Origin of the sequence: Rhodococcus sp. G-MC3, from assembly GCF_030063335.1 — a bacterium.
In the GTDB taxonomy this organism is placed as follows: domain Bacteria; phylum Actinomycetota; class Actinomycetes; order Mycobacteriales; family Mycobacteriaceae; genus Rhodococcoides.
Genome location: NZ_JASISW010000004.1, coordinates 62,136 through 81,977, shown reverse-complemented (window position 1 = coordinate 81,977; position 19,842 = coordinate 62,136). Strand labels below are relative to the sequence as shown.

The following is a 19,842-nucleotide window of genomic DNA, read 5'->3' as shown; positions in this document are numbered from 1 at the left end:
CGATCAGTAGATCCAGCGTAGAGATTCGAGTACATCGTCGTCGGAGCGATTCGCTGCCCACGCTTCGTCCGCATCGCGGCAGGCCACGAATGCGCCGAGAAGTTGGTCCCCGAGAACTCTGCGGACCAACCCGCTCGAAACCAAGTTGGCTCGCTGTTCTTCGTGTGTGGTGGCCAGTGGGGAAATTCCGGCAGCGAGACGGCGGTCGTCGTCCCAGCCTCCGACGTCCTCCTGGATGGGATCGGTCAGCTCTCGGCCGTCGGCTATGCCATCGAGTCCCGCAGCGATGGTGACCGCCAACGCCAGGTACGGGTTCGCCGAGGCGTCGCACGCCTTGAGTTCGACGTTGGTGTGTTCCGTTCCCAGCAGGGGCGATGACGGCACCAACCGGATTGCGGCCTCCCTGTTCTCGACACCCCAGAATCCGTATGCGCCTGCCCAGTAACCGGGTCGACGCCGAAGAAGCGACCCGCTGCTCGGTGCGGTCACAGCAACGATGCCAGGCAACTCCCGCACGAGCCCGGCGATATAGTTGCGTCCGACTGCGGACAGGCCGTACTCGTCGTCCCCGGTGAGGGCATTGACACCGTCACGCGCCAGAGACGTGTGTAGATGCCAGCCGTTTCCCGCGCCGGCGAGACTCGGCAGCGGCGCGAAACTGACTCTCAACCCATGTGTCTGTGCTGCGGAATGGATCGTTTGGCGCGCGAGTACCTGAGCGTCGGCCGCCTCCACCGGGCCGAGCGGGCTGAGCGCGATCTCGACTTGGGAATCTCCGTACTCCGCGTGCAGCTGGCCGATGGAGATTCCGTTCGCAGCGAGATCTCGCAGGAGCCGAACGGTGAATTCGTCGATGTCACGCAGTGCATTGGCTGAATACGCCGGTCCGCGATGGGCGGGTGTCCCGTCGGACTCGCGGGTGATCACCATCTCCATCTCAAATCCGGCCTTCACCTCGAAACCGGCGTCCGCGGCACGCGAGACCTGACGTTCGAGCACACTCCGCTGGTCGTAGGGCCACGGCGATCCGTCCGCCGACACTTGTCTGCCGTTGGCCCACGCGATTCCCGGCTGACCGGCAAGCGGAACGACATCCGATGGTGAGTCCACGACCGGTATCAATCGAACATCGCCGGATGGAGTCGACAGGCCCTCGTGGGCGAACGTGATCCCGTCATGCGAATCGAACACTGCGAACACCGCGGTCACGCCGACGCCTCGGCGCACAGCCGAAGGGAGTTCGCCAACCGGCACCGTGCGCGAGCGGACAATGCCGTTGTTGTCGACCCAGCCGATGGTCACACCGGCCACATCGCGGTCCATCAACGAAGATACGAGCGTCGAATCGTTCATGATGGAAAGCTAGTCGAGCATTCGGGCACATAGTGGTCGAAGACGCCCATACCAGGTGCGATTTGGAGAATGCGTCCAGGTTGCCTACACTAGTGCGGTTGCCCGGGCTTCGTCGTGCCTGCACACGAGTCTTTGCAATATAGACGCAACCTCGAGTACTTCGCACTTTGGAATAGAACACGCGGAAGCTCGTAACACCTGGCAGTGCACAAGTGCATTGCTTGGAGCGCAACCCCTGACCGGCAACAGTCGGTCAGGACAGTTCACTTCGCTGTAGGCCCACGATGTGACGGACCAGGCCCTCTCTTTGGGCACCAGTTCGCACGTGCTGCATGGGAACCGCTGCGAGAAAGGTGCACAGGTCACACCATGACGATGACCGATCCAATTGCAGACTTCTTGACCCGTCTGCGCAACGCCAACTCGGCGTACCACGACGAGGTGAAGCTTCCGCACTCGAAGCTGAAGGCGAACATCGCCGAGATCCTCAAGCGTGAGGGCTACATTTCTGATTTCCGTACCGAGGACGCCGAGGTGGGCAAGACCCTCATCGTCGATCTCAAGTACGGACCCAGCCGTGAGCGCAGCCTCGCAGGCGTGCGTCGCATCTCGAAGCCAGGTCTTCGCGTGTACGCAAAATCCACCAATCTGCCCAAGGTTCTCGGCGGCCTGGGCGTGGCGATCATCTCCACGTCCACAGGTTTGCTCACAGAGCGTCAGGCGGCCAAGCAGGGTGTGGGCGGAGAAGTCCTCGCCTACGTCTGGTAGGGGAGGCCACCACCATGTCACGTATTGGAAAATTGCCGGTCGCGGTCCCCGCGGGCGTCGACATCAAGATCGACGGCCAGAACGTCGAGGTCAAGGGCCCCAAGGGTGCGCTTAACCTGACGATCGCCGAGCCCATCCAGATTGCACGCGCGGACGACGGCACCATCGCCGTCACCCGTCCGGACGACGAGCGCCGTAGTCGCTCGCTGCATGGCCTTTCGCGCACCCTCGTCGCCAACCTCATCACCGGGGTAACCAACGGTTACACCACCAAGATGGAGATCCACGGCGTCGGTTACCGCGTTGTCGTCAAGGGCAAGGACCTCGAGTTCGCACTCGGGTACAGCCACCCCGTGCTGATCGAAGCACCGGAGGGCATCACGTTCACGGTCGAGTCGCCCACGCGATTCACCATCACAGGCATCGATAAGCAGAAGGTCGGCCAGATCGCGGCCAACGTCCGTCGTCTGCGGCGCCCCGACCCGTACAAGGGCAAGGGCATCCGCTACGAGGGTGAAGTTATCCGCCGCAAGGTCGGAAAGACGGGTAAGTGATATGAGCCAGGAAACAACAGACAAGGTGGCCGTGAAGCGCACTCCGCGCGGCACGGACGTCTCGACGAAGCGTCGTTTGTCGAAGGCACGCCGTCATTTCCGCCTTCGCAAGAAGATCTCCGGAACGCCCGAGCGTCCTCGCTTGGTCGTCAACCGCTCTTCGCGTCACATCCACGTCCAGTTGATCGACGACCTTGCGGGCCACACTCTGGCCAGCGCGTCCTCGATCGAGGCCGACGTGCGCGGCATCGAAGGCGACAAGAAGGCTGTCAGCGCGAAGGTCGGCGAACTCATCGCCAGCCGCGCCAAGGCTGCCGGAATCGACACGGTCGTCTTCGACCGTGGCGGCAACGACTACAGCGGCCGTATTGCGGCACTGGCAGATGCTGCTCGCGAAGGCGGGTTGGCATTCTGATGATGACTTTTACTGACAACGGAAGGACAGCCTGATGCCGGGACGTCAACGGCGTGACGGCGGAAGCGGCCCCGCCGGACAGAACACTGGACCGAATACAGGCGGTGACAATGCCCAGCGCGGAGACAACCGCGGTGGCCGTGACCGCCGTGACAACTCGCGTGGTGGAAACGCTGCCGAGAAGTCGAACTTCATCGAGCGCGTAGTCGCGATCAACCGCGTCTCCAAGGTCGTCAAGGGTGGTCGTCGCTTCAGCTTCACCGCCCTCGTGATCGTCGGAGACGGCAACGGTCTGGTCGGCGTCGGCTACGGCAAGGCCAAGGAAGTTCCCGCGGCGATTCAGAAGGGTGTCGAGGAGGCTCGCAAGAGCTTCTTCCGCGTCCCGATGATCGGCGGAACCATCACGCACCCCATCCAGGGTGAAGCAGCAGCAGGCATCGTCATGCTCCGTCCGGCCAGTGCCGGTACGGGTGTCATCGCCGGTGGTGCTGTCCGCGCCGTGCTGGAGTGCGCTGGTATCCACGACGTGCTGTCGAAGTCGCTCGGTAGCGACAACGCCATCAACGTCGTGCACGCCACCGTCGCAGCCCTTCAGGGTCTGCAGCGTCCCGAGGAAGTTGCGGCTCGCCGCGGCCTCACCCTCGAAGAAGTTGCTCCCGCTGGAATGCTTCGTGCACGCGCACAGGCAGGAGCGGTCAAGTAATGGCACAGCTGAAGGTCACTCAGATCAAGAGCACCATCGGCCAGAAGTCGAACCAGCGGGACAGCCTGCGGACTCTCGGGCTCAAGGGCATCCGACAGGCCGTCGTCCGTGAGGACACCCCGCAGACCCGAGGACTGGTCAATGTAGTGCGCCACCTCGTAACTGTTGAGGAGGTCTAACCATGACCATCAAACTGCATCATTTGCGTCCCGCACCCGGATCCAAGTCGACGAAGATTCGCGTCGGCCGTGGTGAAGGCGGCAAGCGCGGCAAGACCGCAGGTCGCGGTACCAAGGGAACCGGCGCACGCAAGAACGTGCCGGCACGCTTCGAGGGCGGCCAGATGCCCCTTCACATGCGTCTCCCGAAGCTCAAGGGCTTCACCAACCCGAACCGGGTCGAGTTCCAGGTCGTGAACCTTCGCGACATCGAGCGTCTCTTCCCCGATGGCGGCCAGATCAGCATCGCCGATCTGATCGCCAAGGGTGCTGTTCGCAAGAACGAGCCCGTCAAGGTTCTGGGCGACGGAAAGTTGACCGTCAAGGTCGACATCTCCGTCAACAAGTTCACCGGCTCCGCCAAGGAAAAGATCGCCGCTGCCGGCGGTTCCACAACCGAGGTATAGCCGCTTCGACTTCGGTCGAGTGAGCACATCGTGTGACGATGGCCGTAGCGACAAGTCTCGACAGAGGCCTACGCTGCGGCCATCGCTGCCACTACGGGCAGGTGATCGCACGGTCCGAAGTGGTGGTGCGCAGACTGACCGTCCGGCGGTTGGAGTCGCACTGTTAGAGTTCTAGAGTTCAGTGACAACGCATTTCATGCGGACGATCCATGTCGTTCGCAGTCCAAGGTCGAGTATCGGGTGGTCCACGAGGATCCAATCGGTATCTCGACACAACGCGCCTTGTGCCAGGAGGATCTTTGCTTTCCGCCTTCGTGTCGGCCCTCAGGACTCCTGACCTGAGACGGAAGATCCTTTTCACGCTCGGTCTGGTAGCTCTGTATCGCTTCGGCGCTACGCTTCCGTCTCCCGGCGTGGATTACGCCAACGTCCGAGCCTGCATCGACCAGGTCTCCGGTGGCGACCAAGCGGGTATCTACTCGCTGATCAACCTGTTCTCCGGCGGCGCGTTACTGCAGCTCTCTGTCTTTGCAATCGGCATCATGCCGTACATCACCGCGAGCATCATCGTCCAGCTTCTGACGGTCGTCATCCCGAAGTTCGAGGAACTCCGCAAGGAGGGCCAGTCCGGCCAAGCCAAGATGACGCAGTACACGCGTTATCTGTCGATCGCGCTCGCGATCCTGCAAGCAACCGGACTCGTTGCCCTCGCTTCGCGGGGACAGCTCCTTCAGGGATGCCAGCAGGAGATCATCGCCGACCAGAGCATCTTCGGACTGGTGATCATCGTGCTCGTCATGACTGCCGGTGCGGCGATGGTCATGTGGTTCGGTGAGGTCATCACCGAACGTGGCGTCGGCAACGGAATGTCGCTGTTGATCTTCTCGGGCATCGCCTCGCGTATCCCGGGTGAGGGCAAGTCGATTCTGGACAGCCGCGGTCCTCTCGTTTTCGCCCTGGTCTGCGTCGCCGCCTTCCTCATCATCGCGGGTGTTGTCTTCGTCGAGCAGGGACAGCGCAGAATCCCGGTCCAGTACGCCAAGCGCATGGTCGGGCGGAAGATGTACGGCGGTTCGTCGACATACCTCCCGCTCAAGGTCAACCAGGCCGGCGTCATCCCGGTGATCTTCGCGTCCTCGCTTCTCTACCTCCCCAACTTGATCGCCCAGCTCACGTCCGCGAGCACCGCCACGGACCCGAGCTGGTGGCAGCGAATAATCAACGAGTACCTGGTGAACCCGGCCAACCCGGTCTACATCGCCATCTACTTCGGACTCATCGTCTTCTTCACCTACTTCTACGTCGCGATCACCTTCAATCCGGAGGAGCGCGCCGACGAGATGAAGAAGTTCGGAGGGTTCATCCCGGGCATCCGTCCGGGCAAGCCGACCGCCGATTACCTGAATTACGTCCTGAGCCGCATCACCCTGCCGGGCGCGATCTATCTGGGCACCATCGCCGTGCTGCCCAACCTGTTCCTCGACATCGGAAGCTCCGGCGGTGCGCAGAACCTTCCGTTCGGGGGCACGGCTGTGCTGATCATGGTCAGTGTCGGCCTCGATACGGTGAAGCAGATCGAAAGTCAGTTGATGCAGCGTAACTACGAAGGGTTCCTCAAGTGAGACTTGTTCTTCTTGGTCCTCCCGGTGCCGGCAAGGGCACCCAAGCCAAGATTTTGTCGGAGAAGCTGGGCGTGCCTCACATCTCGACCGGCGATCTGTTCCGCGCCAACATCGGTGAGAAGACCCCGCTGGGAATCGAAGCGAAGAAGTACCTCGACGCAGGCGACCTAGTGCCGAGCGCACTGACCGTGGACATGGTGCGTAGCCGCCTGGCGGAGCCCGACGCAGTCAACGGATTTCTGCTCGACGGTTTCCCGCGCTCGGTCGGCCAGGCAGAGTCGCTCGTCGATATCCTTTCCGATCTCGGAGCCAAGCTGGACGCCGTGTTGTCCTTCGTTGTGGACGAGGACATCGTCGTCACCCGCATGCTCTCGCGCGGCCGCGCTGATGACAAGGAAGACGTCATCCGCAACCGACTCAAGGTGTACCGGGACGAGACTGCTCCTCTACTCGACTACTACACCCACCAGATCGTCTCGGTCGACGCGATGGGTGAGGTCGAGGAAGTCAGTGCGCGTGCACTGAAAGCGATCGAGGATCTCGGAAAGTAATGGCGTTCGGGCGCAAGCGCAAGGTAGTACCGTTCCGTAGTTCTGGCGAACTCGATGCCATGGCCGCGGCCGGTGCAGTCGTGGGCCGCGCATTGGTTGCCGTCCGCGAGGCGGCAAAGCCTGGTGTATCGACCTTGGAGCTCGACCGGGTAGCCGAAGCAGTGATCAGGGATGCTGGTGCCGTTCCGTCGTTCCTCGGCTACCACGGCTTCACCGGCAGCATTTGCTCGTCGGTCAATGATCGTGTGGTGCACGGTATTCCGTCTGCCGAGGACATCCTCGTCGCAGGCGACCTCATCTCGATCGACTGCGGTGCAATTCTCGATGGCTGGCACGGAGACTCGGCCTGGACGTTCGGCGTGGGCGAGATTATCGAGGCCGATGCACTGCTCAGTGACGCGACTCGGCTGTCGATGGATGCAGGCATTGCTGCGATGCTGCCCGGGAATCGGTTGACCGACGTCTCGCATGCCATCGAGAACGGGACGCGCGCAGCCGAGAAGTTGCACGGTCGCAAATACGGCATCGTGGACGGCTACGGTGGCCACGGTATCGGCCGTGAAATGCACATGGAACCGTTCCTCGCCAACGAGGGCGGCCCCGGTAAAGGCCCCGAACTCGTTGTCGGGTCGACGCTGGCCATCGAACCGATGCTGACGCTCGGCACCTATGAAACCGAGATTTTGGGCGACGAGTGGACTGTCGTCACCACGGACGGTTCCCGAGCTGCGCACTGGGAGCACACCGTTGCCGTGACCGAGGACGGTCCTCGGATTCTGACTCTGCGCCCCTGATCACGTCGGTGCATCTCGGTGTGGGTGCTTCTCGGTGTCGGGACCTTCACGTCGAGGATTCCGGTTCGGAATCGAGGCTTCGCGTCATACCTCCACCGAGATGGTCACAGGTCCGTCGTTGACCAGCGCAACCGACATATTCGCCCCGAACCTGCCTGTCTCGACGACGGCTCCCGCTGCCCGCAGCGTGTGGATGACCCTCTCGACGAGTGGTTGAGCGACTGCCCCTGGCGCGGCTTGGTTCCACGACGGCCGTCGGCCCCTGTCGGTGTTGGCGTAGAGGGTGAACTGGCTGATCACCAAAATCGGGGCATGGACGTCGGCCGCGGACTTCTCGCCCTCGAGGATCCGCATTCTCCACACCTTCTCCGCAAGCGCATCGCTCTGTCGGCGTTCATCGGTGTGCGTGACGCCGACCAGCACCACGAGGCCTTGCATTCCGTCGACGAGATCGAGCGATCCGACAACGTCGTTTTCAATCGATACCGACGCCGATGTGACTCGCTGTATCAGTGCTCGCATGACGACAACTGTGCCATCGCGGCGAGACCTTCATACCGCGCATTTGGCCTGGTGAGACTTTGCCGGTAGCATAGGTCGACGGTGCGCTCTGCGTACCGGTTGTTCGCGTGCCTGCGCAAGTCGGCTCTCGTTCATCCGGTGATTGTGCCGACGTCACGTCGGCAGCATTGAGCACCACGGTAACGGAAACAGATGCAATCAACCAGGTGTAAAGCCAGGGACGCGGAGGATATGGCTAAGAAAGACGGCGCCATCGAGGTCGAGGGCCGGGTAGTCGAACCCTTGCCCAATGCGATGTTTCGCATTGAGCTCGAGAACGGCCACAAGGTGCTGGCGCACATCAGCGGAAAGATGCGCCAGCACTACATTCGTATCCTCCCCGAGGATCGGGTCGTAGTGGAGCTTTCTCCGTACGACCTCACTCGTGGACGCATCGTTTACCGCTACAAGTAACAAGCTTCTCCGGCCATGTCCGGTCGGAGAGAACCATGCCGGTGTCGCACCGTACTTCGGTGTGCGTCGGCTACACACAGGAGATCAACGACGTGAAGGTTCAGCCGAGCGTCAAGAAGATCTGCGAAAAGTGCAAGGTGATTCGTCGTAACGGACGAGTCATGGTCATCTGCGAGAACCTGCGACACAAGCAGCGTCAGGGATAACCACCGAGCATTCGCATTTCTGCTTGGCACATAGCTAGAAGAAGACCTCCCAGCACCAACCACGACACACGCGTCGTGGCACACCCCCGGCACGGAGGCCGGGGCCCCACTGAGTTTTGGAAGACCTGAGTTCATCGCGATATCGGGTCTTCAGCAGTACAGAGGCACAGGGGACGGACTGGGAGCAGACCTCCGGAGAAAGAAAAGGATTGCCACATGGCACGTCTCGCAGGTGTGGATCTTCCGCGCGAAAAGCGCATGGAGATCGCACTGACTTACATTTACGGCGTCGGCCGTACCCGCTCGAAGGAGATCCTCGACGCAACCGGTGTGAACCCGGATCTGCGCAGCAAGGATTTGTCCGACGAAGATCTGACGAAGCTCCGTGAGTACATCGAAGAGTCCCTCAAGGTCGAGGGCGACCTGCGCCGCGAGGTTCAGGCCGACATTCGTCGCAAGATCGAAATCGGCTGCTACCAGGGCCTTCGCCACCGTCGTGGTCTGCCCGTCCGTGGGCAGCGCACCAAGACCAATGCGCGCACCCGCAAGGGCCCCAAGCGCACCATTGCCGGCAAGAAGAAGGCGAAGTAATGCCCCCTAAAGCACGCGGTACCGGTCCGAAGAAGACGCAGAAGACGCGTCGCAGGGACAAGAAGAACGTCCCGCACGGATCTGCGCACATCAAGAGCACGTTCAACAACACGATCGTGTCGATCACCGACCCCGCGGGCAACGTCATCTCCTGGGCGTCCTCGGGCCACGTGGGCTTCAAGGGCTCACGTAAGTCGACTCCGTTCGCCGCACAGCTCGCAGCCGAAAGTGCAGCGCGCAAGGCACAGGAGCACGGCGTCAAGAAGGTCGACGTCTTCGTAAAGGGTCCCGGTTCCGGCCGTGAGACCGCTATCCGCTCGCTTCAGGCTGCTGGCCTCGAGGTCGGCACCATCTCCGATGTCACCCCTCAGCCGCACAACGGCTGCCGTCCGCCCAAGCGGCGTCGGGTCTAGCGGGAAAGGGAAAGGTTACTAAGTAATGGCACGTTATACCGGTCCTATGACCCGCAAGTCCCGTCGTCTGCGCGTCGACCTCATCGGAGGCGACCAGGCGTTCGAGCGTCGTCCCTACCCGCCCGGCCAGCACGGCCGCGCGCGGATCAAGGAGAGCGAGTACCTGCTCCAGCTGCAGGAGAAGCAGAAGGCTCGCTTCACCTACGGCGTCATGGAGAAGCAGTTCCGTCTCTACTACAAGGAAGCCAACAGCCGCCCCGGCAAGACCGGTGAGAACCTGTTGACCATCCTCGAGACTCGTCTCGACAACGTCGTCTACCGTGCAGGCCTCGCACGTACGCGTCGTCAGGCGCGCCAGCTGGTCACCCATGGCCACTTCCTCGTGAACAACAAGCGAGTGGACATTCCCAGCTACCGCGTCTCGCAGTACGACATCATCGATGTTCGCGAGAAGTCCGCGCAGACTCTGCCGATCCAAATCGCACGCGAGAGCTACGGCGATCGTCCGGTGGCGGCGTGGCTGCAGGTCGTCCCGAACCGTCTTCGCATCCTGGTTCACCGGGTACCGGAGCGCGCACAGATCGATGTGCCGCTCCAGGAGCAGCTCATCGTCGAGTACTACTCGAAGTAACACTCGAGGCGAAGCCTCGAGTGTCAGAAAATGGTGGGGCGAAGCCCCCTACGCCCTTCCGGGGGTATGTGGGGGCGGAGCCCCCACAGGTGGACGTCAAATAGCGGACGTCCGTACAGGAGGAACACACAATGCTCATTTCACAGCGCCCGACGCTGACCGAAGAGGTCATCGCCGACAACCGCTCGAAATTCGTCATCGAGCCGCTCGAGCCTGGCTTCGGTTACACCCTCGGCAACTCGCTCCGCCGTACTCTGCTGTCGTCGATCCCCGGCGCTGCTGTCACCAGCATCCGTATCGACGGCGTTCTTCACGAATTCACGACGGTCCCCGGAGTCAAGGAAGATGTCACCGACATCATCCTGAATCTCAAGGGCCTCGTAGTGAGCTCCGAAGAGGACGAGCCGGTCACGATGTACGTCCGTAAGCAGGGCCCCGGCTCTGTGACCGCAGGCGACATCGTTCCTCCGGCCGGCGTCACGGTGAACAACCCGGATCTGCACATCGCGACCTTGAACGACAAGGGCAAGCTGGAGATCGAGCTCGTAGTAGAGCGCGGTCGTGGCTATGTCCCCGCCGTCCAGAACAAGGCATCGGGCGCAGAGATCGGCCGTATCCCGGTCGACTCGATCTACTCGCCCGTGCTCAAGGTCACTTACAAGGTGGAGGCCACTCGCGTCGAACAGCGCACCGACTTCGATCGGCTCGTTCTCGACGTGGAGACCAAGAATTCCATCACCGCGCGGGACGCGCTCGCTTCGGCGGGCAAGACCCTGGTTGAGCTCTTCGGCCTCGCCCGTGAGCTGAACGTCGAAGCAGAAGGAATCGAGATCGGACCCTCGCCCGCCGAGGCCGATCACATCGCTTCCTTCGGACTCCCCATCGAGGATCTGGACCTCACCGTCCGTTCCTACAACTGCCTCAAGCGCGAAGGTGTTCACACCGTCGGCGAGCTGGTTGGTCGTACCGAGTCCGATCTGCTGGACATTCGTAACTTCGGACAGAAGTCCATCGACGAGGTGAAGGTCAAGCTGCATTCGCTGGGCCTCTCTCTCAAGGACAGCCCCGCGTCCTTCGATCCGACCACCGTGCCCGGATACGACGCCACCACGGGAACGTGGAGCGACACCGACGCCAGTTCCTTCGCAGACAGCGAAGGCGCCGAGCAGGACTACGCCGAGACAGAACAGCTGTAATCAGCTCGATTGAGCTCTTACTAGGAGATTCATCATGCCCAAGCCCACCAAGGGCCGCCGTCTCGGCGGGTCGGCGTCGCACCAGAAGGCCATCCTGGCCAACCTGGCGACGGCACTCTTCGAGCACGGCCGCATCACCACGACCGAGTCGAAGGCCAAGCGCCTTCGTCCCCACGCCGAGAAGCTCGTGACCCATGCCAAGCATGGCGACCTCGCTCACCGCCGTGAGGTTCTCAAGATCATCAACAACAAAGATGTCGTGCACAAGCTCTTCGCCGAGATCGGGCCTTTCTTCGCCGGTCGCGACGGTGGCTACACGCGCATCATCAAGACCATCCCCCGCAAGGGTGACAACTCGCCGATGGCCATCATCGAGCTCGTCAACGAGCAGACGGTGTCCAACGAAGCAGATCGCGCACGTCGCGTGAAGGCTTCGCAGGCACCGGCTGTCGCCGAGGCGCCGGGTGCGGAGAACGTCGTCGAGGCTGTCGAAGCCGACGCGACCGACGCCGAGGTCGAGAACGCCCACGCAGTAGTCGAGGGCATCGAAGACAATGACGCTCACGCTTCGGACGCGTCCGAAGCCGAAGCTGTGTCGACTGAAAACCCGGGCAAGAAGGACTAGTCCTTTTGATCTCGGAGCAGGACCGAAGCGGGCCCGCCAATCCTTTCGAGGATGGCGGGTCCGCTTCTTTGCGTATCGCCGCACGGTATCGTCTCGACATCTCGTACGACGGAACGGAATTCTCCGGGTGGGCTCGTCAGCCCGAGATCCGCACGGTGTGCGGAGTGTTGGAGGAAGCGTTCTCGACGGTGTTGCGTCAACGTGTAGAACTGACGGTTGCGGGCCGCACCGACGCAGGAGTTCACGCTGCTGGCCAGGTTGCGCACCTCGACGTGCCGGGCGGGATCGTCGAACCGGAACGTTTGATTCGTCGAATGGCCAGGTTTCTACCGACCGATGTTCGTGTGAAGGCGATCACGGCGGTGTCCGCAGATTTCGATGCACGGTTCTCTGCCTTGCGACGTCACTACGAGTACAGCTTCGGTACAGCCCGCTACGGAGTGGATCCGTTGGACGTCAGAGGCGTTGTGTCGTGGCCGCGCGAGATCGACCTGGGCGCAATTCGGGATGCGTCGGCTCGTCTGCTCGGCCTCCACGACTTCGCAGCCTTCTGTAAGCGTCGCGACGGTGCGACCACCGTGAGAGAACTTCAACGGTTCGAGTGGGAACGGGTAGGTGATCGGCTCACCGCCTACGTCAGCGCCGATGCCTTCTGCTGGTCCATGGTTCGTAGCCTTGTCGGGGCCATGCAGGCCGTCGGTGAGGGTCGTCGAACACCCGAGTGGACTGCAGGGTTGCTCGCCGCGCGCTCCAGGTCGAGTTCGGTCACCGTCGCTCCTGCTCACGGGCTCTCGCTCGTGGCAGTCGACTATCCGCCTGCAGCTGAACTCGCTGCGCGAAATCGTGCCACCCGTGAGGTGCGCGCCGACCTACCGTCGGCAGGTGGCTGCTGCTGACGACCCCACGAACGGCGCGCCACTAGTCTGTTCTGGTGGCTGACCCCGTCGAACTCGCAGTTGTCGTTGCCAGCGTCCGCGCCGAGCGGATCGGGCCCGTCGTCGCCGACTGGATCGTGCGTGTGACGTCGGAACGCCGCGAATTTACCGTGACCACGATCGATCTCCTCGGTTATGTGCTCCCCGCCGACCTGTCCCCGTCGTCCGGGGGCACGGCGCTGGCCGCGGCAATCGGACGTGCGGACGCCGTCGTAGTGGTGACGCCGGAATACAACCACGGCTATCCCGGGTCTCTCAAGAACGCGCTCGACAGCGTGAAGTACGAGTGGCGGGGCAAGCCGATCGGCTTCGTGTCCTATGGGGGCCTTGCCGGAGGAATTCGAGCAACAGAGCAGCTGCGGCAGGTCGCGGCCGAACTCCACATGGTGTCCGTGCGCGACAGCGTCGCGGTTCACCGGGTTCGACGGGCGTTCGATGGGCAGGGAAACACCGCCGATGGTGCGATCGTCGACTCCGCGGGGAGGATGCTCGATCAGCTGCATTGGTGGGCTACGGCGGCGAGAAGCTTGCAGGACGTCAGGCCGTATCCCGGTCAGTGAGCGGCCGTCGGGTGTCGGACGCTTCGTGGGTGGCCGATGAAAGCGGTTTCCTGGGGAATGGTGACAAGCACGAGTTCGATGTCGTCGCGGGAGGTTCTGACGTGTATCCGGTCGCCTGCGGCACCCGGTTGAATGATGGACAGGTCGGGGTCCGTCATCGGGGTTCGCGGAAGGTGCTCGGTCAAGGTCAGAACGGTGGCAGTGTCTGTTCCGGGCCCTCCAGGGGCGTCGACGGCGTCTGAGAAGTCGCGGACAACGAGGTCGATTCGCGAACTCGAGCGATGGGGACCCCCGTCGATACGAAGCCGATCGGGAGTTGCCACCGAGTCGACCAATGGTCCCCAGGCGTGTGGACGATCGGTGCGCACGAGCACTCGTGCACCGACTGCTATGGCCCGGAAGGCGAGTTGTTGAGCCAGATACAACTCGCCCGAAACCAGGACCGAGCCGAGACCGGCTCCGAACACACTCATGGCGACACCGTGACCCGATGCATTGGAACCGAGTAGTTGTCCGCATCCTGCGGTCGGTAGTGCAAGAGTCGAAGCATCCTCGTACCCGATGCGGTGCGCAGGATCTGCGTATCCCGCGGCCGTGATGCCGAGGGGAAGCGAGGTCAGCAATGCTTGACGCTGGCGCCCGTTCATCGAGATTGCCCCCGGCAATCGCGGCGACGGCCGTGCCGTGCGTGTGACGAAGTTGCACGATCCGCTCATGAACACGTGCCCGGCGGTGCGGTGTGGAGTGAGCCGGAGGACGGTTGTGGTGGACAGGGCCGGCGTCGACCAGAGGTCGGCCAGCACTTCGTTGTCGATCTTCCGGCAGTCGAACCCGAATCCGGTGTCGATGACGCCTGGAAGCGCAGCTGACGTCCAACTTTCGGTGAGCGACTCATAGGGGACCCCGCGGCACTGGTGAGATGCCGCTGATTGAATTCGACTGCGGCTCAGCATGATCGATGAAATGCCGTCGGATTCCAGTGCACGAGCAACGCGCTCGCCTGCGATCAGGACTGTGCGTGATGCCCCGGCCCGTCCGCCTCCGCGCGCCTCGATGGCCGCACCATTGGTCCGGACGTCGACTGCCACCGTCACCCAGACGGTTCGAACGGCAACGGCGGGGAGCGGACCGATCAATCGTTCGTACACTTCGGTTGCCGGCGAACCCGAGGATGTTCGAGAGCCGTGCGAGACGACGGCGATCTCGTCGACCGCGATGTCGTGCTGAGTTAGGCATCGTGCAATGGTCGTAAGGTCGAGAGCGACATCGACCCGGGCGCGAGACCGGCCGAGCTCGGTGGATGTCCCGGCCGGAGGTCTCAGTTCCAGGACACACGACACCCGATCCCCGCTCCAGTGAACGCCGTAGACGTTCTCGACGCCCTGAGCATGGTCGACCGTCGTGCCGGGAGCAGGCACCCAACCTGTCAGGTACCGAAATGCCGTGTGGATCCAGTCGAGCGACGTGCGACCTGCAACGGTGACGAATGGTAGAACGGCCAGCGGTAGTGCGACACCGAGTACTACCCGTGTCTGAATATCCGTCAGGACTGCAACCGCGCACACTGCAGTGAGAGCGATCTCGACGCCGACGGTCCTGCCCAGGGTAGGTGCGCGAAACCACAGTCCGTTCGATGAACGTCGGTGCGGCGAAGCGCCTCGTACGGGAGCGCGTCCCGATGGTGCTGTCATGGATGAAGACCCTCCCCCCGAAGGCAGTGCAGTCGAGCCGCGATCATGGAGGAGCGCGGCCGGCTGGTCGAAACTGTACGCGGTGGGTCGTGTGGGTGTGAGTGAGCCCTTCGGCGGAACTGCGTGCACGTCGGATCGCCGGGGTAGGTACTGTGACGCGCGGGGACGGCTCGTGGGGGAGCGAGCCGCTGACTAAGTAGGTTCGGGGTGGGATCGTGGCGGCGACGCCGACAACGAAGTGGCAGGTCGGCGGATACAAGTTTCTCGTCCGCCGAATGGAACATGCTCTTGTGCGCCGGGACGTGCGAATGCTGCACGACCCGATGCGCTCTCAGTCGCGCGCATTGGCAGTGGGATTGGTGATCGCGTGCCTCGGCCTGGCCGGATGCGCTGCACTGGCACTGCTGCGGCCGCAGGACAAAATCGGCGACGCCACGATCGTGGTGGGCAAAGAGTCCGGTGCGATGTACGTGCGCTTGGACGACACCCTGTATCCGGTGATGAATCTTGCTTCGGCGCGTCTCATCGTCGGAAGTCCCGACAGTCCGACCGTCGTCCAGGAGTCGGAACTCGCGGGTAAACGACGGGGCGCGTTGGTCGGAATTCCCGGTGCGCCGTCGACGTTGCCGCACGACGAGGCGGGAGATGCTCAGGCGTGGACCGTGTGTGACACGCTCGGCGGTACCGGGTCCGTCGAGGGCACGTCCGTTCTGGCGGGAGACCCGCACTACGGCGAGGACGTCACGCCGCTCGGTGCTGGCGAGGCGTTTCTGTGGGACACCAGCGACGGCATATTTCTGGTGTACGACGGTGTCCGCGCCCGCATCGACCTTGTCGATCGCGCGGTCGTTCGTGCGCTGAGGCTCGAAGGTGCGGAACCGACGTCGGTCAGTGCTTCGCTCGCGAATGCAGTACCGGTGGTTCCACCGATTGCGCCGCCCGTCGTTCCGCGCGCGGGTGCCATGCCGGACTACGACATTGCAGGCAAGACAATCGGTTCGGTGGTGAAGGTATCGGGCGTCGATGTTCGCTACTACGTTGTACTGAGCGACGGAATTCAGGTTGTCAGCTAGGCGACTGCGCAACTGATCAAGTTCGCCGACTCTCAGGGAAGCCCCGAAATCGATTCGCTCAATCCCGATGTTCTGCGGGGAATACCGGCGGGCACGCCTTTGGCAATCGGCACTTTTCCGTCGGTCGCGCCGACGATCGTCGATTCTGCAGCCGAACCGGTGGGGTGTCTGTCCTGGATTCCTCAGCCCGCGCCGGACGGAGGACCGACTGCGCGGCTGGAGATGTCGGCAGGTCGAACTCTTCCGCTCGACGAGTCTGCGCGCCCCGTCCGGTTGGCTCAGGCTGATGGTGGTGGACCTGCGGCCGACGAGGTGTACCTCGCGCCGAGCAGCGGCGGGTTCGTGCAGACAACGGGTATCGCACCGACGAGTCGGCGCCGCGATGCGTACTTCTTCGTCGCCGATACCGGAGTTAGGTTCGGTGTTACGGACGGCGATGCAGCACAAGCATTGGGGCTCGGCCGCGCGGCCACGGCGCCGTGGCAGATCATCGAATTACTCGGCACCGGACCGGCATTGAGTCGATCAGCGGCGCTGACCGCTCATGACGGTGTCGGTCCGGATCCGGAAGCTGCGTTGCTGCCCGCGGAGTGAGTGTCGATCCGTCGCCGGAAAGGAATCGACAGAGCGAGACCAGCGACGAGCACGACGCTCACCGCCGCGGCCCCGGTGAGGGCAACGGTGCGAGGGTGCAGGTTCGGGCTGGTGGGCACCACCGGTGCTGCGATCGCGATCGGCTCCGCAGGGGCCGGAATGTGTTCGCCGGTGACCTGTCCGGTGACGGCTGCGAGTGGGTCGACCACACCGTGGCCGACGAGCGGATTCCAGTTCTCCGCAGGTGAGTGTGCAGTCGATTCGATTCGTTGGATCACTTGCGGCGCAGTCAGATCCGGTCGATGAGCGCGGACGAGTGCCGCGAGAGCGGACACGAGCGGCGCCGAGAAGCTGGTTCCCTGGATGGGCGAGATGTTGCCCTGGTTGTCGACGGTGCCGTCGGTGAGTCCGGTGTCGGTCGGTGACAGTGATGTCATCGAGGTGCCTGGTGCGGCGACGTCGACCCATGGGCCCGCAAGGGTGAACTCGGCCGGACTACCGTCGGGCGCGACCGAGCCGACGGTGAGCACCTGATCGTCGAACCATGCAGGAGTTGCGATCGTGGTTACTCGATTCCATTGGTCTGCGAAGGGATCCGCGGAATCGGGGAGGGGATTTTGGCTACGGCAGGCTGACTGCCCGCCGATATTTCCTGCTGCTGCGACTACTACGACATCTTTCACTCGTGCCGCGTAGTCGATCGCAGCGCCGAGTGCAGCGTCAGGAACCCCTGACCCACTCGGAACGCAGGCCACTTCGGAGATGTTGATGACGGATGCGCCGAGATCTGCGGCGGTGCGAATTGCCATTGCCATCGTCACAACGTTTCCGTAGCCGGAGGCGTTGTCCACCGAGGACGGCTCTTCTTCGCCCGCGCGTCGTTCGCGTTGAAATTGGTTGCTCGACTGTCTTATCGAGACGATCTGCGCCGAGGGGGCGCCTCCGGAGAATCCACTTCCCGGTTGCCTGGATGCGGCGATGAGTCCTGCGACGAGCGTTCCGTGTGCATCACAGTCGGACAGTCCGTCTCCGGTGTGCACGTAGTCGCCTCCCGGACGGAGACCAGGAAGTCGCGGATGCGGCGAGACTCCGGTGTCGATGACGGCGACGATTTCGCCCTCGCCCTGGGTGATAGGCCAGACCGCTTCGAAATCGAGGCTGCTCATCGATGTGGGAACACCCGGGCCGTCTGTCTTCGCCGAGACGGGAACGCACGCGTTTCGTTGCTCGGTCGGCTCGAGTGGCCCCGGGGGCGCGGGTTCGGGGAGCAACGCCGGGTCGACGAACGGACGGTCGGCTGAGGCCGTCCCGTGACCCCACGAGAACACGGCGAGCAGAACCACTGCAGCGAAGACCGAAACGGCCCGGGTGCACCGCCGGAGCGCGCTGCCGATGTTCACAGGCCGCGCATGGCCGAATACAGGCCGCAGACCCAGCACGCCAACGGAAGGACTGCTGCGATCGCCGAGTACTCGATCAACTCTGCGCTGCGACGCAGTACCGGTGAGTAGTCACGGGTGGGGACCACGGACCCGAAAATCACGGCGACCACGGTGATCCCCAGCGCGACTGCGAACACACCGAGCGTCATCGGCGGTGAGGCGAACACCGCGACACCGAGGAGGGCCAAACCTATGACGGTGCCACCGGCAACCAGCGGAATCGCGTGTTGTACCTCGGCGAATGTTCGTCCTCGAAGAATCAGGACAAGTGAAACAAGTAGCGCAAGAGCAATACCCGGCCAGTAGGTGCCGTCGGGCCGCGACATCAGTGCGGCGAGGAGAGCCCCCGTCGTCGTAGCGCAGCTTCCCGCGTAGACGAGCCCGGTGAGGTAGCTGCGTGCGCGGCGCGAGAGGTTCTCCAGTTCGCCCACACCAGGGTGTTCGTCGTCGCCTACCTCGTCGAGTGTGGCGCCCGCAGTGGGAACCGGAGGCAATGGCAGACGTGCCTGCATCATCGACAACCTTGGTGCCGACGCCAGACCCGCCAGCGCGAGTACTGCTGTCCCCGCACCGACCGCACCGATCGGCAGATCGGTGAACAACAGGACGAGAGCGGCTGCGACCGTAATCGCTGCTGCCGTGGCAGTGCCGGTGAACACAGCGGCGCCGTGTCCGCCAAGCCTAGAGGCCAGCGCCGCGGTCACACCGACAGTCGACGCACCGAGGAGGAGGTGGGGTGCGCCGAGAGAACCTGGAACGAACGCGATTCCAGCGGTGAACGCGAGCGGTAGCGCACAGCAAGAAAGGAACACTCCGGTCTGGCCGTCGTGGTAAACCCTGGTCACGATCGAACCTGCTACGACGAACAGAATTCCAGCGACCGCCGAGGCGACACCGATCTCGAGAAATATGCTGCTGTCCGGTCCCGCGCCGAACGGTGACCTCGCAAGCGCCAGGCATCCGAGTAGAACTGCGAGGGCACCAACCCCGAAACCCACGAACCGCGCGGTCGTCGCCGTCCACAATCCGAATGTCGATGTTCCCGAGGTCGCTACCGCGTGCATCAGATCGTCGAACAGTGGTGGCGGAGCGGGGTTGTCGGCAGCGCCGAGGACGAGCAGCTCGCCGTCGCGGATCGACGCCTCGTCGAGGGTCACGGTGCCGTCGAGCGGCGGCTGCCCAACTTTGGACAGCACCCATGCTCGCCCGTCCCCATCGACTGCGGCGGGGTTCGCCGCCGCGTGCCCCGAGGGGCTTCGGCCACCGAGTACCTCGACGATTCCGGGGACGAGAAGGGCGACGGGGATGTTTGTCGGGAGGGCAAGGTCGACCTGTACAGACTGCGCGAGGATCGTCAGGCGGCACAACTCCAACGGCGCGACGGCGCGCTGAGCTGCCGGGTCCTGACTCCGCTCGTCCCTACCCTGCCCTGCATCGTTTCGGCGCGATCCGAACTCCCCGGCGTGTGTACCGTTTCGGCCCACCGTCTGTGAAAGATTCCCTGTCATGCATTCCCCCCGGAATC

The 19,842-nt window shown here is 63.1% G+C and carries 23 protein-coding genes and 1 pseudogene; 19 read left to right on the top strand and 5 right to left on the bottom strand.

Features of this window, described 5'->3' with window-relative positions; genetic code table 11:
* Nucleotides 1-3 precede the first annotated feature (3 nt).
* Complete coding sequence (locus tag QMK17_RS05345) at nucleotides 4-1,353, bottom strand: glutamine synthetase family protein (protein ID WP_283507398.1); 1,350 nt, start codon at nucleotides 1,351-1,353, stop codon at nucleotides 4-6.
* 369 nt (nucleotides 1,354-1,722) lie between these two features.
* On the opposite strand from QMK17_RS05345, the gene rpsH reads away from it, so the two are divergent.
* From rpsH to map, 9 genes are all read left to right on the top strand, one after another.
* Entirely contained in the window at nucleotides 1,723-2,121 is a 399-nt protein-coding gene (rpsH, locus tag QMK17_RS05340; RefSeq protein ID WP_068380855.1) for a 30S ribosomal protein S8, read from the top strand.
* Between the two features lie 14 nt (nucleotides 2,122-2,135).
* Nucleotides 2,136-2,675, top strand: a complete 540-nt coding sequence (gene rplF, locus QMK17_RS05335) for a 50S ribosomal protein L6 (protein WP_283507397.1) — start codon at nucleotides 2,136-2,138, stop codon at nucleotides 2,673-2,675.
* Between the two features lies 1 nt (nucleotide 2,676).
* Complete coding sequence (gene rplR / locus QMK17_RS05330) at nucleotides 2,677-3,090, top strand: 50S ribosomal protein L18 (protein ID WP_283507396.1); 414 nt, start codon at nucleotides 2,677-2,679, stop codon at nucleotides 3,088-3,090.
* Nucleotides 3,091-3,124: 34 nt separating this feature from the next.
* Nucleotides 3,125-3,793, top strand: coding sequence for a 30S ribosomal protein S5 (rpsE, locus tag QMK17_RS05325; protein WP_283507395.1), 669 nt, complete (start codon nucleotides 3,125-3,127; stop codon nucleotides 3,791-3,793).
* Nucleotides 3,793-3,972: a 50S ribosomal protein L30 gene (gene rpmD, locus QMK17_RS05320; protein ID WP_283507394.1), complete on the top strand. Its 180-nt coding sequence runs from the start codon at nucleotides 3,793-3,795 to the stop codon at nucleotides 3,970-3,972. Before rpsE ends, rpmD begins: the two co-directional genes overlap by 1 nt.
* 2 nt (nucleotides 3,973-3,974) lie before the next feature.
* Nucleotides 3,975-4,418, top strand: coding sequence for a 50S ribosomal protein L15 (gene rplO, locus QMK17_RS05315; RefSeq protein ID WP_283507393.1), 444 nt, complete (start codon nucleotides 3,975-3,977; stop codon nucleotides 4,416-4,418).
* Nucleotides 4,419-4,717: 299 nt separating this feature from the next.
* Nucleotides 4,718-6,040: a preprotein translocase subunit SecY gene (gene secY, locus QMK17_RS05310; protein WP_283507392.1), complete on the top strand. Its 1,323-nt coding sequence runs from the start codon at nucleotides 4,718-4,720 to the stop codon at nucleotides 6,038-6,040.
* Nucleotides 6,037-6,591 carry an adenylate kinase gene (locus QMK17_RS05305; RefSeq protein ID WP_283507391.1) on the top strand — a complete coding sequence of 185 codons (555 nt, stop codon included), beginning with the start codon at nucleotides 6,037-6,039 and terminating at the stop codon, nucleotides 6,589-6,591. Before secY ends, QMK17_RS05305 begins: the two co-directional genes overlap by 4 nt.
* Nucleotides 6,591-7,385 (top strand): type I methionyl aminopeptidase, encoded by a 795-nt coding sequence (gene map / locus QMK17_RS05300; RefSeq protein ID WP_283507390.1) that lies wholly within the window; start codon nucleotides 6,591-6,593, stop codon nucleotides 7,383-7,385. The genes QMK17_RS05305 and map overlap by 1 nt, the downstream gene beginning before the upstream one ends.
* 84 nt (nucleotides 7,386-7,469) lie before the next feature.
* Here map and dtd read toward each other — a convergent pair whose 3' ends face one another.
* Complete coding sequence (dtd, locus tag QMK17_RS05295) at nucleotides 7,470-7,907, bottom strand: D-aminoacyl-tRNA deacylase (RefSeq protein WP_283507389.1); 438 nt, start codon at nucleotides 7,905-7,907, stop codon at nucleotides 7,470-7,472.
* Nucleotides 7,908-8,138: 231 nt separating this feature from the next.
* Between dtd and infA the strand changes: the two genes are divergently transcribed.
* The 9 genes from infA to QMK17_RS05250 all read left to right on the top strand — a co-directional run bounded on the left by infA (nucleotide 8,139) and on the right by QMK17_RS05250 (nucleotide 13,517).
* Nucleotides 8,139-8,360, top strand: a complete 222-nt coding sequence (gene infA, locus QMK17_RS05290) for a translation initiation factor IF-1 (protein WP_005140011.1) — start codon at nucleotides 8,139-8,141, stop codon at nucleotides 8,358-8,360.
* 92 nt (nucleotides 8,361-8,452) lie between these two features.
* Nucleotides 8,453-8,566 carry a 50S ribosomal protein L36 gene (gene rpmJ, locus QMK17_RS05285; protein WP_003938068.1) on the top strand — a complete coding sequence of 38 codons (114 nt, stop codon included), beginning with the start codon at nucleotides 8,453-8,455 and terminating at the stop codon, nucleotides 8,564-8,566.
* A 216-nt stretch (nucleotides 8,567-8,782) separates the two neighbouring features.
* Nucleotides 8,783-9,157, top strand: a complete 375-nt coding sequence (gene rpsM / locus QMK17_RS05280; RefSeq protein WP_206509631.1) for a 30S ribosomal protein S13 — start codon at nucleotides 8,783-8,785, stop codon at nucleotides 9,155-9,157.
* Complete coding sequence (gene rpsK / locus QMK17_RS05275; RefSeq protein ID WP_084348465.1) at nucleotides 9,157-9,570, top strand: 30S ribosomal protein S11; 414 nt, start codon at nucleotides 9,157-9,159, stop codon at nucleotides 9,568-9,570. Before rpsM ends, rpsK begins: the two co-directional genes overlap by 1 nt.
* Nucleotides 9,571-9,595: 25 nt before the next feature.
* Nucleotides 9,596-10,201 carry a 30S ribosomal protein S4 gene (rpsD, locus tag QMK17_RS05270; RefSeq protein ID WP_283507388.1) on the top strand — a complete coding sequence of 202 codons (606 nt, stop codon included), beginning with the start codon at nucleotides 9,596-9,598 and terminating at the stop codon, nucleotides 10,199-10,201.
* Between the two features lie 131 nt (nucleotides 10,202-10,332).
* Complete coding sequence (locus QMK17_RS05265; RefSeq protein WP_283507387.1) at nucleotides 10,333-11,397, top strand: DNA-directed RNA polymerase subunit alpha; 1,065 nt, start codon at nucleotides 10,333-10,335, stop codon at nucleotides 11,395-11,397.
* A 34-nt stretch (nucleotides 11,398-11,431) separates the two neighbouring features.
* Nucleotides 11,432-12,022 carry a 50S ribosomal protein L17 gene (gene rplQ, locus QMK17_RS05260; protein WP_283507386.1) on the top strand — a complete coding sequence of 197 codons (591 nt, stop codon included), beginning with the start codon at nucleotides 11,432-11,434 and terminating at the stop codon, nucleotides 12,020-12,022.
* A 5-nt stretch (nucleotides 12,023-12,027) separates the two neighbouring features.
* On the top strand, nucleotides 12,028-12,918 hold the full coding sequence (gene truA / locus QMK17_RS05255) for a tRNA pseudouridine(38-40) synthase TruA (protein ID WP_283507385.1): 891 nt from the start codon (nucleotides 12,028-12,030) through the stop codon (nucleotides 12,916-12,918).
* Nucleotides 12,919-12,950: 32 nt separating this feature from the next.
* On the top strand, nucleotides 12,951-13,517 hold the full coding sequence (locus QMK17_RS05250; RefSeq protein WP_283507559.1) for an NADPH-dependent FMN reductase: 567 nt from the start codon (nucleotides 12,951-12,953) through the stop codon (nucleotides 13,515-13,517).
* Here QMK17_RS05250 and eccE read toward each other — a convergent pair.
* A complete protein-coding gene (gene eccE / locus QMK17_RS05245; protein ID WP_283507384.1) occupies nucleotides 13,511-15,208 on the bottom strand; it encodes a type VII secretion protein EccE in 1,698 nt (565 codons plus the stop codon). The two genes, QMK17_RS05250 and eccE, sit on opposite strands and share 7 nt — an antisense overlap.
* 215 nt (nucleotides 15,209-15,423) lie before the next feature.
* Here eccE and eccB point away from each other — a divergent pair.
* Nucleotides 15,424-16,875: pseudogene (gene eccB, locus QMK17_RS05240) on the top strand (type VII secretion protein EccB).
* On the opposite strand, the gene mycP reads toward eccB, so the two are convergent.
* Nucleotides 16,824-18,275, bottom strand: a complete 1,452-nt coding sequence (gene mycP, locus QMK17_RS05235; protein ID WP_283507383.1) for a type VII secretion-associated serine protease mycosin — start codon at nucleotides 18,273-18,275, stop codon at nucleotides 16,824-16,826. The pseudogene eccB and the gene mycP sit on opposite strands and share 52 nt — an antisense overlap.
* Nucleotides 18,272-19,825 (bottom strand): type VII secretion integral membrane protein EccD, encoded by a 1,554-nt coding sequence (eccD, locus tag QMK17_RS05230; protein ID WP_283507382.1) that lies wholly within the window; start codon nucleotides 19,823-19,825, stop codon nucleotides 18,272-18,274. The genes mycP and eccD overlap by 4 nt, the downstream gene beginning before the upstream one ends.
* Between the last annotated feature and the right edge of the window lie 17 nt (nucleotides 19,826-19,842).